The organism is Aeromonas sp. R7-5 (assembly GCF_040908015.1).
Lineage (GTDB): Bacteria > Pseudomonadota > Gammaproteobacteria > Enterobacterales > Aeromonadaceae > Aeromonas > Aeromonas caviae.
In genome coordinates this window covers 607189-623890 of record NZ_JBFOCZ010000033.1, presented here as the reverse complement: position 1 = coordinate 623890, position 16702 = coordinate 607189, and the positions used below count along the sequence as shown (strand labels likewise).

Sequence of the window (16702 nt, the reverse complement as noted above, 5' to 3'; positions counted from 1 at the left end):
CCCCTGCCCGCCCCGGCCAGCACGCCCGTCCCCACCGGGGAGCAGCGGCTGCTCCCCCTGCCCCGCACCTGGCTGCTCATCGCCTGTTTTGGCATCATCAACAGCGGCTACGGCATCGTCGTGGCCTGGCTGGCCCCGGCCTACATGGCGGCGGGCTGGAGCGCCCAGCAAGGGGGCGAGCTGGTGGCCTGGCTCGCCCTGGCCCAGACCGCGAGCGGCCTTGGCCTGCCTCTGCTGGCAGCCGGTCGGCTGGACCGCCGCCCCTGGATGGCGCTGGCCATCGCCATGCAGCTGGCGGGCTTTGGCGGCCTCTGGCTCGCTCCCCAGACAGCCCCCCTGCTCTGGTGTTTGCTGTGCGGCGCCGGGCTTGGGGGAAGCTTCTCCCTCATCATGGTGATTGCGCTGGATCACCTGCCCGACCCGCGCCGGGCGGGTGCCCTCTGCGCCCTGATGCAGGGGGTCGGCTTCATGGTGGCGGCTACCGGCCCCTGGGTGGCGGCCCGCCTGCACCATGCAAGCGGTGACTTCGCCGCCGCCTGGCAGTGGCAGCTCGGCGCCCTGGTCCTGATGAGCCTGCTGGTGGTGCGTCTCAACCCGCGCCACTACCCAGGGGCCATGGGCCTGCCCCCGGAGCAGACCATGGCTGTGCAGACGGCAGGCCACAAGCCTGCCTGATCCGGCGAGCACCGGCCTGGGGGGCCAGAAAACACAACACCGGCCTTGGCCGGTGTTGTTCATCAGGGTGCGGGAAGGCCTGGCGCTCAGCGCCCCTTCTTCTGGCGCCCGCCCTGCCCTGGCCGCGGTTTGCCCGGGGCGGGTTTGCCCCCCTTGCCGGGCGCGCTTTTACCTGCCCCCCCTTTGCTGGCAGCCCCTTTGCCCGCCCCGCCCTTGCCTGCGGGGCTCTTCTTCTCGAAGGCCTCGGGACCCGGCACATTGGGCCGCCCGCCAATCTCGTGATCGTCGCTGCGCCGCGGCTTCTTGCCCTGGGCCGGGGTGCCGGCCGCAGCCACCTTGGGCTTGGCAACCTGAGCCCCCTTGGCCGGTTTGGCCTCGGAGGAGGAGTCCTCAATGAGCTTGAACAGCTCGATCAGCTCGTCGTCGGTGAGATCGCGCCACTCCCCCACCGGCAGCCCCTTGAGGCTGACGTTCATGATGCGGATGCGCTCGAGCTTGGTCACCTCGAAGCCGAAGTGCTCGCACATGCGGCGGATCTGGCGGTTCAGCCCCTGCACCAGGGTGATGCGAAACACGAAGGGGGCCTCTCGCTTCACCTTGCACTTCTTGGTGACGGTGCCGAGGATGGGCACCCCGGCCGCCATGCCCCGGACGAACTCGTCGGTCACCGGCTTGTCCACGGTCACCAGGTACTCTTTCTCGTGATCGTTGCCCGCCCGCAGGATCTTGTTCACCAGATCCCCGTGGTTGGTGAGGAAGATGAGCCCCTGGGAATCCTTGTCGAGGCGCCCTATGGGGAAGATGCGGGTGCTGTGGTTGACGAAGTCGACGATGTTGTCCTTCTCCCCCGCCTCCGTGGTGCTGACGATGCCCACCGGCTTGTTGAGGGCGATGAAGACCAGGCTGTCGGCTTCGCGCGGCTCGATCACCTGACCGTTGACCTTGACCAGATCCCCGGCAAACACCTGATCCCCCACCCCGGCCCGCTTGCCGTTGATGAAGACGTTGCCCTGCTCGATGAAACGATCGGCCTCACGACGGGAGCAGATGCCGCTCTCGCTGATGTATTTGTTCAGGCGCATGGATTCATCGGCCAGCATGGGTCACCTCCCGGGTCGGATGGGCCTTGAGAATGGCTGGCTGGATCAGCCGCGCTGTGGTCGGGTTCGTCTGCATACAACTCCATGAAATAAGGGCCTGCGCCCTGCATGTTCGGCAAAAAACGCCGCTACAGTAGCACATTGCACGCGCACGCGCCCGGCCCCGTCGCACCCTGGCCGCTGGCTCACAGGGGGGGCTGCCCCTGATGCAGCAGCAGGCCCCCCATTATCCAGCGTGCGGTGACGCCGCGGCCCTGATTGGGCTGCACCGCGCACTCCCCGCCTCTTTTCACTTCATGGTGCTCACTTCATGGGCCGGGCCCCCGCCGCCGAAGATAGGGTGCGGCCTTTGCCAGATAGCCAGATGATCTAACGCTTGATATTTATCCAGCAAAAATGCATAAAAAGATTTTGGTCATCGCGAATTATCTGCTCTGACCCGCCGACGACGGGAAATGACACCCCCATCGGGGCGCAACAACGGGCCCCTTGAGCCCCGCGAACCCTGAAGACGGGCATGATCCCCTCTCTGGCAGGACGCCACTTTCATCATTCACGACAGGAGTTAAAGATGAGTCATTCCCTCTCCCAGGAGGCCTTCCTGGCCCAGGTCGCCAGCCGCAACCCTCACCAGCCCGAGTTTATCCAGGCCGTGAGCGAGGTGATCGCCTCCATCTGGCCCTATGTGGAGCGCCACCCCCGCTACCTGCAACACGGCCTGCTGGAGCGATTGGTGGAACCCGAGCGCCTGGTGCAGTTTCGGGTAAGCTGGGTGGATGACCAGGGTCGGGTGCAGGTGAATCGCGGCTACCGGGTGCAGCACAGCTCCGCCATCGGTCCCTTCAAGGGCGGCATGCGCTTCCACCCCTCGGTGGATCTCTCGGTGCTGAAATTCCTCGCCTTCGAGCAGACCTTCAAGAACGCCCTCACCACCCTGCCCATGGGCGGCGGCAAGGGGGGCAGCGACTTCGATCCCAAGGGCAAGAGCGAAGGAGAAGTGATGCGCTTCTGCCAGGCCCTGATGCTGGAGCTCTATCGCCACCTGGGGGCCAACACCGACGTGCCGGCGGGCGACATCGGGGTGGGCGGGCGCGAGGTGAGCTACATGGCGGGCATGATGAAGAAGCTCACCAACAGCGCCGAGTGCGTCTTCACCGGCAAGGGACTCTCCTTTGGCGGCAGCCTCATTCGTCCGGAAGCCACCGGCTACGGCCTGCTCTACTTTGTCGACGCCATGCTGGCCCATCGCGGCCAGTCCCTCGATGGCCTGCGGGTCTCGGTGTCGGGCTCGGGCAACGTGGCCCAATACGCCATCGAGAAGGCGATGGCCCTCGGCGCCCGCGTCATCACCGCCTCCGACTCCGGCGGCACCGTCTATGATCCGGACGGCTTCACCCCCGAGAAACTGGCCCGCCTGATGGCGCTTAAAAACGAGCAGCGCAAGCGGGTCGCCGATTACGCCCATGAACTCGGGCTCGAGTTCTTCAGCGGCCGTACCCCCTGGCACCTAGCGACCGACGTCGCCCTCCCCTGCGCCACCCAGAACGAGCTGGATGCCGAAGATGCAGCGCAGCTTATTGCCAACGGCGTGCAGCTGGTGGCCGAGGGAGCCAACATGCCCTCCAGCGCCGCGGCCATCCGTCTCTTCCACGACGCCCGGGTGCTGTTCGCCCCGGGCAAGGCGGCCAACGCCGGCGGGGTTGCCACCTCGGGCCTCGAGATGAGCCAGAATGCCCAGCGCCTCTCCTGGACCCGGGAGGAGGTGGACGCCCGCCTCAAGGGGATCATGACCAGCATCCATGCCACCTGTGTCCGTTACGGTCAGGATGATGGTCATGTGAACTACGAAAGCGGCGCCAATATTGCCGGCTTCGTCAAGGTGGCCGACGCCATGCTGGCGCAAGGGGTCTGCTGAGCGCCTTGGCCCGGGGCTTCCCCCTCAACACAACGGCAGCCCTTGGGCTGCCGTTGTGTTTGGTGCCTGGCGCGACTTCACACTCTCTTCACCCAGGCATGAAAGTCTCCCATCCGTTCCATCTCGCTGACGAGGATAACAAGATGACGATGAAAATAGGTGCCCTGCTGATCCTGGCCGGGCTCGGCTGCTTCCTGGCATTCAACCTGCTGGGCTCCACCCTCGATGCCCAGGGCTTCCTGCACGAGCCCTTTGCCCTGCTGCCCCTGGGCTATCTGCTGCTCTTCACCGGCATGGTGCTCACCGTGATCCCTCTGCTGCGCAAGGGGCGCTCCAAGGAGCAGTGACACAAACCGCAAGGTAACAGGAGCTCAGCAATAACGGCTGATCTCGATGAGGTTCTGATCCGGGTCCAGGCAATAGACAGATTCGATGGGACCACAGGCACCGCTTTTCATCACAGGCCCCTCCACGATTTCGACCCCCTGGCTCGCCAGCTGGGCCATCACCTGATCCAGGGGCCAGCGGGTGATGAGGCAGAGATCCCCCGACCCCACCTGCGCCCGGTTGCGCGCCTCCTCCCCCAGCAACTGCAAATTGATCTTCTGGTTGCCAAAGCGCAGGGCCCGGCGCCCCGCCCCGAAGGTGATGGGCTCCATCTTGAAGGCGCCGCTGTAAAACGCCACCGCCCGCTCAATATCGCTGACCGTCAATACCAGATGGTCGATATGGCTTATCATGCTTGCTCCCTGTCATGGTGATTGCCGCACCATCATACCCACCCGCCTCAATAGAAACTGTGGCATGGTGCACAGGGGGGCTAACCACTTATTTTGACTAGGGAAATACCTTAACGCACGGCAGCACACGCCTTGTCACGCTGGGCCAGCAGGGTTTCGTCATCACTGCCCATGGCCGCCAGAATGGCCTGATTACAGGCCCGCTCCGCGAGCTTACCCGGGCTCTGCTGGGCATCGGCGATCTCCGCAATCATGGGGCGATAACCGACAGCCGCCGAGCAGTACATGGTGCGGTACTTGGGAAGCTGCCAACTGCTGTCGTCTTGCCGTGTCAGGTCATCACACAGTTTGCCAAACAGTGCCTGCGCCTTGACCGTGCACTGACTGAATCGCCGCACATCTTGCTCGTAGGGACAGCAGACACTTTGCTGTTTTATCTGCCAGAGCTGGAAAGAGAAGGGAACCTGCTCTCCCTCATAGGGCACTACCAGCGTTTTTAGCTCGGTGCCATAGATATCCGTCACCTGCTGCTGCACCAGATTGAGATAAGCCGAAAAAAGATAAGATATTGGATCCATCACTACCTCCCTGTGGTTCGCCTTCTCTATCTTCGCCGCCCATGGCTAGATAGATCTTCAAATGGGCAAATTTAGATAACAGCTTACTGATTTAGCTAAAAAAAATGATACCCTGCCTACTCCCCTTATGCACAAGATTCAAGGTCAGTCACCATGCAGCAATGTGGTATTTATGAACAACTCATCACACAACTGTTGGCATCAAGACTAGATCGATCGCATTTCTACATCGGGGAACGACAACTGGAGTCTGCGGAGGCCGCAGTCTGGTTATCACGATTCCTAACTCGTGTGTTGGAATATGCAGTAGGCTCGGTCACTGGCGATGACCCATTACAACGGCAGATTGAGCTGGCTAACCAGTTATTGCTTTGGCTAAAAGATCGCATACAAGACCCAGACTTTATTGGCGAGAACCTTATCGACAGTCAGGGAAAAATACTGACCGCGCTCTACCAGTTAGATAACCCCATCTCTGCCAATTTAAAGAAATATACCGAAGATATTTTTCCTCTGACCGGTCTAACGCAAAGTGAGCTGTTCTGCGGCAGCAATGCGGGTTTGTCGATGGAGTCAGAGATTAAACGGGAGATATTATCGGCAGATAGCATCTGCTGGCTGGTCTCATTTATCAAGTGGGCAGGTATCCGTATTTTCCGTCATGAGCTGGAAGAGTTCACTCGCAGCGGCCGCCAATTAAAAATAATTACTACCTCTTATATGGGGGCGACCGACGCTAAGGCAGTTGAATTTTTAGCCAGCCTCCCAAATACCGAAGTCAAACTCAGCTATAACACCCAGCGCGAGCGGTTGCATGCCAAAAGTTATCTATTTTGCAGAAATACCGGCTTTCATACCGGCTATATAGGTTCATCCAATCTCTCTCATTCTGCCCTCACCAGTGGCTTGGAGTGGAACCTAAAAATCACCTCACAAGAGATCCCTCATATTATCGAGAAATCCCTGAGTACCTTTGAAACCTATTGGGAGTCCGATGATTTTGAGCTATTCGATGGCAAGCTCGAAAGCCGCACGAAATTACAGCATGCCCTGCAAGAGGCCCGAGGGGACGGGGACAAAAATAGCCCTGCCTATTTTTTTGATATCACGCCGTTTCCCCATCAACTGGAGATCCTTGAACAATTGGCGATGGAGCGCGCTTTACACCAGCGCTTCCGTAACTTGGTGGTTGCGGCCACCGGTACAGGGAAAACCCTGATCTCCGCTTTTGATTTTGCGCGCTTTTTGAAAACCAAACCCGATGCCAAGTTTCTGTTTGTCGCCCACAAAGAGGAGATCTTGCGCCAAGCATTGGCCTCATACCGCGGAGTGCTTAAACAATCCAATTTTGGCGAACTCTTGGTCGGCGGCGCCGTGCCGACCCACTACCGTCAGCTATTTGCCTCGGTGCAATCCTTGAATAACCAGCTGGCTAATTTACGCCTTAGCCCAGACTATTTCGATTACATCGTCATCGATGAGGTTCACCATATTGCGGCGGCCAGTTATCGCGGTCTGCTCGCCGCCTTTGAACCTCACATTCTGTTGGGATTAACCGCAACGCCAGAGCGCCATGATGGCGGTGATATTCTTGCCGACTTTTGTGGTGTCATCGCAGCAGAGATCCGCTTGCCCGAGGCCATCAATCGTCGCCATCTCTGTCCGTTCCAATATTTTGGTATCGATGATGATACTGACTTGCGCCAAGTGGCTTGGAAAAATGGCCGTTATGACATCACTGAACTCACCAATATCTATACCCACAATCAGCAGCGGGTACAGAAGATAGTCCAGAGCCTCAATGAGATCGTCACCGATATTACCAAGATCAAAGCGCTGGCATTTTGTGTGAGCCGTGAACATGCCGACTTTATGTGCAAGGCATTTTTATTGAAGGGCATCAAGGCTGACATCCTCACTAGCGATAACCGAGACGAGCGACATAGTAAGCAACAAGATTTGCGTACCGGCGTTATCAATATTCTCTGCGTGGTGGACATCTTCAACGAAGGGGTTGATATCCCGGAAGTCGATACCTTGCTGTTTTTACGACCAACGGAAAGCCTCACCATCTTCTTGCAGCAATTGGGACGTGGTCTGCGGCTGGCAAGCGATAAAGAGTGCTGCACCGTATTGGACTTTGTTGGGAATGCCCGTGCGGAGTATGACTTTGCCCAGAAATTCCGGGCACTGGTGGGTAAAACCAATAAGGCGATCAGCCACGAGATCAAACAGGGCTTCCCTCACGCCCCCTTGGGCTGCCGTATCGAGCTCTCAAAACAGACCCAAGAGTTAATTCTGAGCAATATCAAAAAGGCGACTCTCAATACATCGCGCCTGATGGGCCTGATCCGCCGTTTCTCACAGGATTGCGATTTACCGCTGACACTGGCGAATTTTCTGAAGTTCTACCCTCATATCAGCCTTGAGGAGATCTACAAGCGCGGCAATTGGAGCGCCTTGGTCAAACAGACCCACAACCATACCATTTCTGAAATGAGCGATGAGAAGCTGTCGACCCTCTACACCCGGGCCATCAAAACCCGGCTATTGGGCTGCGATGCGCTCCATTACTTGAACTTCTTACAAACCTTGGTGGAAAGCGCCTTTACCTTAACAGCCGAGCACGATGCACGCATGGCCTTAATGTGCCACTACGATTTCTGGCAACAAAGCGGCCCCAACGCAGGCTTTAGCTCCTTGGCGCACAGCCTGAAACAACTCAATCAACCAGAGTTAAGGGCCGAGCTGGCAGATCTGTTGCCCATGCTGATCAACCGGGTGCAGCACGAACAAAGAGCCATGCCAGATCTTCCCGGCAATCCACTACAACTGCATGCTCGCTATGCCAGAGAACAGGTGCTGGTTGGCTTTGGCGCGACCACCTTCGCGCAGCAGCCCACGGCTCGCGAAGGGGTCTATGTCATCGCAGAGCACAATATCGAGTTGCTGTTCGTGACCTTGAACAAAACGGAGCAGCACTTCTCCCCCACCACCCGTTATCACGACTACGCCATTAATGAGTCGCTGTTCCATTGGCAGAGCCAAAACAGCGCTCGCCCAGAGCGAGGTAAGGGGCTGAGTTACATAAACCACAGAGCAGAAGGTAAGCGTTTGTTTCTGTTCGTTCGTGAGCAGAGCAAAGATGAATTTGGCCGCACCCTTGGCTTTGTGAACTTCGGTGAGGTGGAGTACATCTCCCACAGCGGTAGCCAACCGATGAACATAAAATGGCGTCTCACTACTCCGATGCCGCCTTTTATGTGGAAAGAAGCGGCCAAATTGGCAGTTGGCTGAGCGACCTATCACAACAAGGCCCACCCACGGCGGGCCGCCTTCGTGTGGTCAGCAGGCAATCCGCTCGATGCGACCGCCACTGAGTTTGAAGAAGGCATCCTGCGGCAGCTCCTGAAGCCAGGTGGTGGTGTAGTCCAGATCCACATAGGCGCCGCGCAGCATGGCGCCAAAGAGACCGTGAGAAACCACGATGGCCTGCTCGGCAATGTGCTCGTCCTCAAGCCATTGCCGGGCCCGGCGCTGAATGCTCTCAAAACTCTCGCCATGGGGGGCCCGCAGATACCAGTCCGGCTCCTCCAGATCCAGCTCGGGGTAGGCCGCCAGCAGCTCGGGTACCCGGCGACTCTCCCACTCCCCCATCCCTAGCTCCACCAGCCGCTCGTCCCAGATGATGCGCTCCTGGTCCAATCCAAGCTGCTGACACACCCGCTCCGCCGTCTGCCGTGCCCGACCGAGGGGACTGGCGTAGATCGTCCAGTCGGTGGGCTCGGTCAGGAGCTTGGCCAGACGGGCCCCCATGGCGAGGGCCTGGGCTTCTCCCCTGGGGGTCAGCTCGGAGTTGCAACGCCCCTGCAACCGCAATTCGGCGTTGTAACGGGTCTGGCCGTGGCGCAGCAAATAGAGGGTTCGAGACATGGTTTCTCCAGCAGAGTCAACGAGATAAGAAAAACAGGGGGAAGATGATAACAGATGTACCGGGTCAACCAAGACCCGGAGGATGCAGGCTTGTGCTGACTCCTTGAGCGCATGGCATACGGCTATACGTGAAAGGGCAACAGGGGCTGCGCGCCTTTATCGCACAGGCGCCTTGTGCGCATTCCACACGCCTTCGCCACGGGCCCGGCGCACCATGCCAGCACCGTGGCAAGCGCCCCATGCCCCCCTATCTTGTTGTTCAGACGGGATAAAATGGGGGCGTGCCGGTTTATCGGTCACAGGATGGCGGCCAATGCCAGAAAAGACAGAGTTTTTGCTCTGATCCGGGCGCCATTTTGGTACGTATCTCTGGCTCACGACAGGGACGCCTGGTGTACAATCTGCCACCCGATTTCCCCTGACCCGGCCCAGGCTCAGGCCCTGATGTACCCCAGAGTAAATGAACGTGACCCCAACCCACCCCATGCTCGACAGTTATTACAGCCAGGATCTGGTGTTCTTCTCCATCCTGGTGGCGGTGCTCGCCTCCTACACGGCGCTGACCATGACCAGTCGGGTGAGCCAGAGTCGGGGACGGGCCGCCGTGCTCTGGCTAGCGGGGGGAGCCTTCGCCATGGGGCTCGGCATCTGGTCCATGCATTTTATCGGCATGCTCGCCTTCAACCTGCCCATCGCGCTGGGATACGATCTGACCCTCACCGGTCTCTCCCTGGTGGCGGCCATCGGCTCCTCGGCTTTTGCGCTCTGGCTGGTGAGTCGCCCCCAGCTCCCCTGGCACCAGATCCTGTTCGGGGCCGTGCTGATGGGGGCCGGCATCGCCACCATGCACTACATCGGCATGGCGGCCATGAAGATAACACCCGGCATCCACTACCTGCCTGGGCTTTTCATTCTCTCCATCCTCATCGCGGTATTCGCCTCGGGTGCCGCGCTCTGGATAGCGTTTCGCCTGCGCAACAGCTCGCCCCGCGCCTTCTTCAGCAAGGCCCTCGCCTCCCTGGTGATGGGGGCGGCCATCATCGGCATGCACTACACCGGCATGGCGGCGGCCCAGTTCCCCGCAGAGAGCCTGTGCGGGGCCCTCTACACCGGTCTCAATACCCAGTGGCTGGCAACCGTGGTCATCATAGTGACCCTGGCGGTGTTCGCCATCGCCTTCGTGCTCTCCATGCTGGATGCCCACGCCGCCAGGCTCTCCACCTCCCTGCATCAGGCCCACGACGAGCTGCTCAAGCTGGCGCTCCATGACAGCCTGACCCGGCTGCCCAACCGGCTGCTGTTTGCCGACCGCCTGGAGCAGCGCATCCAGGAGTGCCAGCACAGCCAGCGCAGCTTCTCCCTGCTGTTTCTCGATCTCGACGGCTTCAAGATCATCAACGATGCCCACGGCCACCACACCGGGGATCTGCTGCTGGCCGAGGTAGCCCAGCGCATCACCGGCCTGCTCGGAGCCAGCGACACCGCCTCGCGCTTTGGCGGGGACGAGTTCGTGCTGGCCCTGGCGCCGGGGGATGTGAGCCAGACCACGGCCTTTGCCGAGCGGCTGCTGGCCACCCTGGCCCAGCCCTATGAGTGGGAGCACCACAGCCTGCACATCACCGCCAGCATCGGCATTGCCGTCTATCCCCAGGATGGTACCAGCCTGCACGAGCTGACCCTCAACGCCGATGCCGCCATGTATTACGCCAAGGAGCAGGGGCGCAACGACTACTACTACTTCGACAGCGCCATGAACGCCAACGCCCACCAGCAGTTCCTGCTGCACAAGGAGCTGCAACACGCCCTGGAGCGGGGGGAGCTGGCCCTGCACTACCAGCCCAAATACTGTGCCCGCAGCGGCCAGGTGGTCGGCGCCGAGGCCCTGCTGCGCTGGCAGCACCCGGAGCATGGTGCCGTCTCGCCGGCCAGCTTCCTGCCGCTGGCGGAGAAAAGCAGGCTCATCATCCCCATTGGCAACTGGGTCATCGACGAGGCGTGCCGCCAGATGAGCGCCTGGCGGGCGGCGGGTCATCACGACTGGAGCGTGGCGGTCAATCTCTCCACCATCCAGCTCGCCAGCCCCGGGTTGCTGGAGGAGGTGCAGGGCGCCCTCGCCCGCCATCGGCTCGAGGCCCGTCACCTGACCCTGGAGATCACCGAATCCACTGCCATGCAGAAGGCCGAGGAGAGCCTCGCCATCCTCAACCGTCTGGCCGAGCTCGGCCTTGGCATCTCCATCGACGACTTCGGCACCGGCTACTCCAGCCTGCTCTACCTCAAGCGCTTCCCCGCCAACGAGCTCAAGATTGATCGGGGCTTTGTCACCACCCTGGAGCGGGGAGGCGACGATGCCACCATCATCGCCGCCATCATCGCCCTGGGTCAGGCCCTGGAGATGCGCATCGTGGCAGAGGGGGTGGAAACCCCGGAGCAGCGCGACCTGCTGACCGAGCTGGGCTGCGACACCTTGCAGGGCTACCTGCTCGGACGCCCCATGACAGGGGAGCAACTGCTTGTCCACTGCGCTCCCGAGACTCCCCAACGGGTGCTGGAAGGTGTGCTTGCCTGACAAGCAGGTGAGGCGCAGCGCCCGTGTCGCCAAGGTCATCACCAGCCCGATTGCGTCCCTTCACGACTCAAGGTAGTCTGCTGCAAGACTCGAATGCTCCTTTATCTTGCCGGGCGCATCGAGCGCCCCCATGGCAGATCACCCGTTCAGAGGAGCCACATCCATGGCCAGATACCAGTTCTTCAGCGTCCCCGCCTCCCGCCGTCAGCAATATACCTATGTCGACATGGCCTCCCCCACCTTCCTCACGGAGAAGGAAGCGCTGCTGACGCAAGGGTTCGAGGTGGAAGAGGATTTCATCGACGCGGCCACTCCCCGCGAGGCGGTGGAGAAGTACAGATCCGGTTTTCTCTACGTGGCGGACGAGATAGGCAAGTCAGACGAGGCCTATGCGGCGGCAACGGCCTTGCTGGAGATGGGCAATAAGATCCTGGGCCACAAGGCGGGCTGAGCAAGGCGGGCCGCCGGGACGATACCCTCGATGGCCCGCAGGCAGTCAGCGTTGGGGGTGCTGGCGGAGCATCTCCACCAGCTCCTCTTCACTGCCGGGTTCATGGGCAAGCTGCAGGCTGGGGGCGGCGCCCCCCATCAGCATATAAACGTGAGTGCTGCAGTGATCGTAGTGATACCACTTACCGTCGATACAGACGTCGGTATAGCATCTCGGGTCCCTCTTGAGTTCCATACGCACATCCTTATGTGTCATTCACCAACCTCACCCTTGACCGTAAAATAAGCGGCCCGAGTCCCCCTTGACCTGGATCAAGGGCGGTGGCGGGCAGAAGCGGGCAGTGGCCGGATCTGGCCGGGGCGGGATGCCGCCAGCCCGGATGACAGAGCCCGCCAACCGGCCCCAGCCAGGCAACAGCGCAACAAAAACGGCGCCCGAAGGCGCCGTTTTTCATGTCCGTCATTTGACCGACGGAGAACAAGCCGCTGGCTTATTCGTCTTCCAGGTAGGCGTAGCCTTGCAGACCCAGCTCCAGCTCGTCGAGCAGGGCCTTGCGGGTCTCGTCGTCCAGCGCCGGGTGGGAGACGATGCGCTGGTAGTTCTCGCGGATCACAGACGGGTCGATGTTGACGTAACGCAGCAGCTGGTCGACGGTGTCGCCACGCACCACGTTGCGGATGTCCATCTTGCCTTCTTCATCCAGCCACACTTCCGCGCAGTGGGTGTCACCGAACAGGTTGTGCAGATCCCCCAGGATCTCCTGATAGGCACCCACCAGGAAGAAGCCGACATGGCACTCTTCGCCTTCACCGTAGACCGGCATCGGCAGGGTGCTTTCCACCCCCAGACCGTCGACGTAGTGCTCCACCTGACCGTCGGAGTCACAGGTGATGTCCATCAGGATACCGCGGCGGGTGAGCGGACGCTCGAGGCCGGAGAGCGGCATCACCGGGAACACCTGACCGATACCCCAGGCATCCGGCAGGGACTGGAACAGGGAGAAGTTGGCAAAGCACTTGTCAGCCAGTTTCTCGGAGAGCTCGTCGGCCAGGGCGCGGTGGTTGCGGTTGACCGGGTTCAGCAGCTCCTTGAGCGCCAGACAGGTGTTTTGGTGCAGCATCTCGGCCCAGGCGCGTTGCTCCAGGTTCAAGAGGCCCATGGTGTACTGGGCGTTGACGTCACCGAGATCCGCCACGGAGTCGTGGAAGATCTCCAGCAGGGAGGGATCTTCCCCGCGCAGGTCCAGCCAGCCTTTCCACATGTTCTGCAAGATGGTGGGCGCGTCTTCGTCCGGGGCGCTGATGTCGTTCACCTCCACCCCTTCGGCGCCAATGATGTTGGTGACCAGCACGGCGTGGTGTGCAGTCAGGGCACGGCCGGACTCGCTGATGATGGTCGGGTGCGGCAGGTCGAACTCGCGGCACACATCGCCGATGCCCCAGACCACGTTGTTGGCGTACTCGGAGAGGCTGTAGTTCGCGGAGCAGTGGCTCTGGGAACGGGTGCCCTCGTAGTCCACACCCAGGCCGCCGCCCACGTCCACCACCTCGACCTTGGCGCCAAGACGGCACAGCTCGGCGTAGAAGCGGCCGCACTCGCGGATGCCACCCTGGATGTCGCGGATGTTGGCGATCTGGGAGCCCAGGTGGAAGTGCAGCAGTTGCAGGCAGTCCAGCTTGCCGAGGCTGCGCAGACGCTCCACCAGCGCCAGGATCTGGGAGGCAGAGAGACCGAACTTGGACATGGAACCGCCGCTCGATTCCCACATGCCGGAGCCGGTGGACGCCAGACGGGCGCGCACCCCGATGTTGGGCTTGATGTTGAGACGAGCGGACTCGTCGAGCACCATTTCCAGCTCGGAGGGCTTCTCCACCACGATGTAGACCTTGTGGCCCATCAGGTTGCCCAGGAGGGCGTGGCGGATGTATTCACGGTCCTTGTAACCGTTGCAGACGATCACGGACCCTTGCTCATGATGATGGGACAGCACGGCCAGCAACTCGGGCTTGGAGCCCGCTTCCAGCCCAAGCCTCGGCTTGTCGCTGTAGGACTGACTGATGGTCTCGATGACGCGGCGCTGCTGGTTTACCTTGATCGGGTAAACGCACAGGTAATCCCCTTCATAGCCTGACTTTTCGATGGCCTGACCGAAGGCGTTGAACAGCGCATCGACCCGGCTCTTGAGGATGTCGGGGAAACGCAGCAACACCGGCGTGGTCAGCCCGGACTGGCGCAGTTGCTCGATGGCCTCGGACAGCACGATCTGAGCCTCGGGGCGAGACTTGTCGGGAGAGACGGTCACATGACCGGCGTCATTGATATTGAAAAAACCCGCACCCCAGTAGGGAACGTTGTAGACCTTCAAGGAGTCCTTGCTGGACCAGTTAGTCATGGGCTATGCCTCGCAAATGAGCGGCCGTGGGCCGCCTTCGTTACCCTCAATCACATCCAGACCATTGATTGCAAAATGCGGCAAGCCAGAGCGGCCTGCTGACGTTGGACCCGCAACGGAGCATGCTCCGCCACATCCTGTTCATTGCACATCGCGGCAAGCCAAGGCTGCCTGGTGGATCTTGGGAAGTAACGAGTCTTGATGTGGGGCTGGTGGCTTTACATCAAGCTCAACGGTATGCGGTAACACCTTGCCGGCGTACCGCGGTACTTTGATGACAATCGGCATCAGCCACGCCGTTTGTTCATCATTCGGCAGCCATCCCGACGGACAGGAGAGGGTTTCAAGGAAGAGAAGGGAAGACGTCAGCACGCATCGTGTTGATGGACGACAACCACTACGACCCGCTCAACGCCAGTGACCGCCCATGACAAGGGAGATGATGAGCCCGAAGCCCACTCGGTCAGCTGAAAGATGAGAGTCCGTTGTTCTCCCTGATACCGGAGCCTAACCGGTATTAAAGAAACCATTCCCCAGCAGTGTCTGTCGTTTCTGCGTGCCTCGCCCTATAGGCGTCATGATCCTGCGGGTCTGGCGGACACGGCCTGCGCAGGGTTGCCCTTGGATCGGCGCGGAGTGTACACACTTACCGCAGCCAGTGACAATAAAAAATCGTGTTAAAAAACGGGTTTTCATCGGGGGGCAAAATCTCGCTGCCAGCAAGGCGGGCTCTGGGATAGCGGGGGATGGGAGTGCGTGGGCGAGGCGATGAAAATAACCAACACGTCACGCTTTTTGGGTCACCCCTTGCCAGCGCTGGGCCGAGGGGAAATTCAGCTTTTTCGCAATTGCTTAACCAGTTTTTATTTTGGAATTTTTATGCAAACTGCCGCGCTATGATCCCCGCCCCTCCCCTTCGATGGCCCTCCTCTCCCCCACAAAGTCATCAAAAACTGCGCTGACGCAATAAGCGGCGCCGCCGTCTTGGCCACAATGACTCCTCTTTCGTGACCCGAGGCTTGCCCATGAACACCCTGCTTTCGCGCTTTCTCCACTACCTCACCTTTCATACCCGTTCCGATGCGACCAATCCAGCCTGCCCCAGCAGCGAGGGACAGCGCCTCTTCGCCCGGGCCCTGCGCGACGAAATGACGCAGATGGGGCTGAGCCAGGTCACCCTGGACGAGCATGGCTACCTCACCGCCTGCCTGCCGGGCAACCAGCCGGATGCCCCCGCCATCGGGCTCATCGCCCACATGGACACCGCCGATTACGAGGCCGAATGCGTCGTTCCCCAGATAGTCGAGAACTATCAGGGGGGCGATATCTGCCTTGGCAAAGGGGACGAGGTGCTGGCCATCCGCCAGTACCGCTTCCTGAAAAACTACCTGGGGCAGGATCTCATCACCACCGACGGCACCACCCTGCTGGGGGCCGACGACAAGGCGGGCATCGCCGAAATCCTCACCGCCGTGGAATACCTGCAGGCTCACCCCGAGATCCCCCGTGGCGATGTCTGGGTCGGCTTTACCCCGGACGAGGAGATAGGGCGCGGTGCCGACCGCTTCCCGCTGGACCGCTTCCCGGCCAAGTGGGCCTACACGGTGGATGGCGGCGAACTCGGCGAGCTCGAATGCGAGAACTTCAACGCCGCCAGCGCCACGGTGCGCATCACAGGCAACAACGTCCACCCCGGCACCGCCAAGGGCAGCATGATCAACAGCCAGACCCTGGCCGCCCGCTTCCATGCCGCCATGCCCGCCGAGCAGACCCCGGAGTGCACCCAGGGGTATGAGGGCTTCTTCCACCTGGCCCGGATGGAGGGCACGGTGGAGGAGACCACCCTGCACTACCTCATCCGCGACTTCGACGATGACTGCTTCGCCGCCCGCAAGGCCCAGCTCAAGGAGCGGGTCGCCTCCCTGCAACTGGACGCCCCCAGGGCACGCATCACCCTGGAAATAGCGGACAACTACCGCAACATGCGCAGCCAGATAGCGCCCCATCCCCACATCGTCGAGCTGGCCAAAGCCGCCATGGAGGCCGCCGACGTGGTGCCCAAGATCAAACCCATTCGCGGCGGCACCGACGGCGCCCGGCTCTCCTTCATGGGGCTGCCCTGCCCGAACCTGTTCACCGGCGGCCACAACTTCCACGGCAAGCACGAGTTCATCCCCCTGCAATCCATGGAAAAAGCGGTCGCCACCCTGGTGGCGCTGGTGCGCCTCACCTCTGCCTGGCGGGCAGAGTAAGGGGGCAAGGACGGGGTTCGCCCCGTCATCAAACCGTCACCCAACCGACACACGAAAGGCACGCAGGGGCGTCAAGCTGGGGCAAAGTTCAGCGGAG

At 60.8% G+C, this 16702-nt stretch carries 12 protein-coding genes and 1 pseudogene; 7 read left to right on the top strand and 6 right to left on the bottom strand.

All coding sequences use genetic code 11. The annotated features are described in order from the left end of the window. Positions 1-675: pseudogene (locus tag AB5Y53_RS18345) on the top strand (MFS transporter); the annotation flags it as partial. Between the two features lie 86 nt (positions 676-761). Here AB5Y53_RS18345 and rluF read toward each other — a convergent pair. Next, complete coding sequence (gene rluF, locus AB5Y53_RS18340; RefSeq protein ID WP_319907107.1) at positions 762-1775, bottom strand: 23S rRNA pseudouridine(2604) synthase RluF; 1014 nt, start codon at positions 1773-1775, stop codon at positions 762-764. 571 nt (positions 1776-2346) lie between these two features. On the opposite strand from rluF, the gene gdhA reads away from it, so the two are divergent. Together gdhA and AB5Y53_RS18330 are read left to right on the top strand one after the other, a co-directional pair. Next, positions 2347-3690 carry an NADP-specific glutamate dehydrogenase gene (gene gdhA / locus AB5Y53_RS18335; protein ID WP_134997899.1) on the top strand — a complete coding sequence of 448 codons (1344 nt, stop codon included), beginning with the start codon at positions 2347-2349 and terminating at the stop codon, positions 3688-3690. 143 nt (positions 3691-3833) lie between these two features. Next, positions 3834-4037, top strand: a complete 204-nt coding sequence (locus AB5Y53_RS18330; RefSeq protein WP_319896784.1) for a DUF3955 domain-containing protein — start codon at positions 3834-3836, stop codon at positions 4035-4037. A 24-nt stretch (positions 4038-4061) separates the two neighbouring features. On the opposite strand, the gene AB5Y53_RS18325 is transcribed toward AB5Y53_RS18330, so the two are convergent. Both AB5Y53_RS18325 and AB5Y53_RS18320 read right to left on the bottom strand, forming a co-directional pair. Continuing rightward, on the bottom strand, positions 4062-4430 hold the full coding sequence (locus AB5Y53_RS18325; protein WP_041212762.1) for a VOC family protein: 369 nt from the start codon (positions 4428-4430) through the stop codon (positions 4062-4064). A 110-nt stretch (positions 4431-4540) separates the two neighbouring features. Then, positions 4541-5008: a hypothetical protein gene (locus AB5Y53_RS18320; protein ID WP_368182792.1), complete on the bottom strand. Its 468-nt coding sequence runs from the start codon at positions 5006-5008 to the stop codon at positions 4541-4543. Positions 5009-5161: 153 nt separating this feature from the next. Between AB5Y53_RS18320 and AB5Y53_RS18315 the strand changes: the two genes are divergently transcribed. Beyond that, positions 5162-8305, top strand: a complete 3144-nt coding sequence (locus AB5Y53_RS18315; RefSeq protein WP_368182790.1) for a DUF3427 domain-containing protein — start codon at positions 5162-5164, stop codon at positions 8303-8305. 48 nt (positions 8306-8353) lie between these two features. Here AB5Y53_RS18315 and AB5Y53_RS18310 read toward each other — a convergent pair whose 3' ends face one another. Continuing rightward, positions 8354-8941, bottom strand: coding sequence for a histidine phosphatase family protein (locus tag AB5Y53_RS18310; protein ID WP_052814946.1), 588 nt, complete (start codon positions 8939-8941; stop codon positions 8354-8356). Positions 8942-9401: 460 nt separating this feature from the next. Between AB5Y53_RS18310 and AB5Y53_RS18305 the strand changes: the two genes are divergently transcribed. Both AB5Y53_RS18305 and AB5Y53_RS18300 read left to right on the top strand, forming a co-directional pair. After that, positions 9402-11510: a bifunctional diguanylate cyclase/phosphodiesterase gene (locus tag AB5Y53_RS18305; protein WP_227656147.1), complete on the top strand. Its 2109-nt coding sequence runs from the start codon at positions 9402-9404 to the stop codon at positions 11508-11510. A 163-nt stretch (positions 11511-11673) separates the two neighbouring features. Continuing rightward, the gene (locus AB5Y53_RS18300; protein WP_368182788.1) at positions 11674-11961 is read left to right on the top strand and encodes a hypothetical protein; all 288 of its coding nucleotides are present in this window, start codon (positions 11674-11676) and stop codon (positions 11959-11961) included. A 45-nt stretch (positions 11962-12006) separates the two neighbouring features. Here AB5Y53_RS18300 and AB5Y53_RS18295 read toward each other — a convergent pair whose 3' ends face one another. Beyond that, positions 12007-12195, bottom strand: a complete 189-nt coding sequence (locus AB5Y53_RS18295; protein ID WP_010674183.1) for a hypothetical protein — start codon at positions 12193-12195, stop codon at positions 12007-12009. Between the two features lie 256 nt (positions 12196-12451). After that, positions 12452-14353: a biosynthetic arginine decarboxylase gene (speA, locus tag AB5Y53_RS18290; RefSeq protein ID WP_368178205.1), complete on the bottom strand. Its 1902-nt coding sequence runs from the start codon at positions 14351-14353 to the stop codon at positions 12452-12454. Between the two features lie 1025 nt (positions 14354-15378). Here speA and pepT point away from each other — a divergent pair. After that, a complete protein-coding gene (gene pepT / locus AB5Y53_RS18285; protein ID WP_253584630.1) occupies positions 15379-16605 on the top strand; it encodes a peptidase T in 1227 nt (408 codons plus the stop codon). The last annotated feature ends 97 nt before the right edge of the window (positions 16606-16702 follow it).

Coding starts and splice junctions, on each gene's coding strand:
- rluF (WP_319907107.1), bottom strand. CDS start 1,775: ATGCTGGCCGATGAATCCATGCGCCTGAACAAATACATCAGCGAGAGC.
- gdhA (WP_134997899.1), top strand. CDS start 2,347: ATGAGTCATTCCCTCTCCCAGGAGGCCTTCCTGGCCCAGGTCGCCAGC.
- AB5Y53_RS18330 (WP_319896784.1), top strand. CDS start 3,834: ATGACGATGAAAATAGGTGCCCTGCTGATCCTGGCCGGGCTCGGCTGC.
- AB5Y53_RS18325 (WP_041212762.1), bottom strand. CDS start 4,430: ATGATAAGCCATATCGACCATCTGGTATTGACGGTCAGCGATATTGAG.
- AB5Y53_RS18320 (WP_368182792.1), bottom strand. CDS start 5,008: ATGGATCCAATATCTTATCTTTTTTCGGCTTATCTCAATCTGGTGCAG.
- AB5Y53_RS18315 (WP_368182790.1), top strand. CDS start 5,162: ATGCAGCAATGTGGTATTTATGAACAACTCATCACACAACTGTTGGCA.
- AB5Y53_RS18310 (WP_052814946.1), bottom strand. CDS start 8,941: ATGTCTCGAACCCTCTATTTGCTGCGCCACGGCCAGACCCGTTACAAC.
- AB5Y53_RS18305 (WP_227656147.1), top strand. CDS start 9,402: ATGAACGTGACCCCAACCCACCCCATGCTCGACAGTTATTACAGCCAG.
- AB5Y53_RS18300 (WP_368182788.1), top strand. CDS start 11,674: ATGGCCAGATACCAGTTCTTCAGCGTCCCCGCCTCCCGCCGTCAGCAA.
- AB5Y53_RS18295 (WP_010674183.1), bottom strand. CDS start 12,195: ATGGAACTCAAGAGGGACCCGAGATGCTATACCGACGTCTGTATCGAC.
- speA (WP_368178205.1), bottom strand. CDS start 14,353: ATGACTAACTGGTCCAGCAAGGACTCCTTGAAGGTCTACAACGTTCCC.
- pepT (WP_253584630.1), top strand. CDS start 15,379: ATGAACACCCTGCTTTCGCGCTTTCTCCACTACCTCACCTTTCATACC.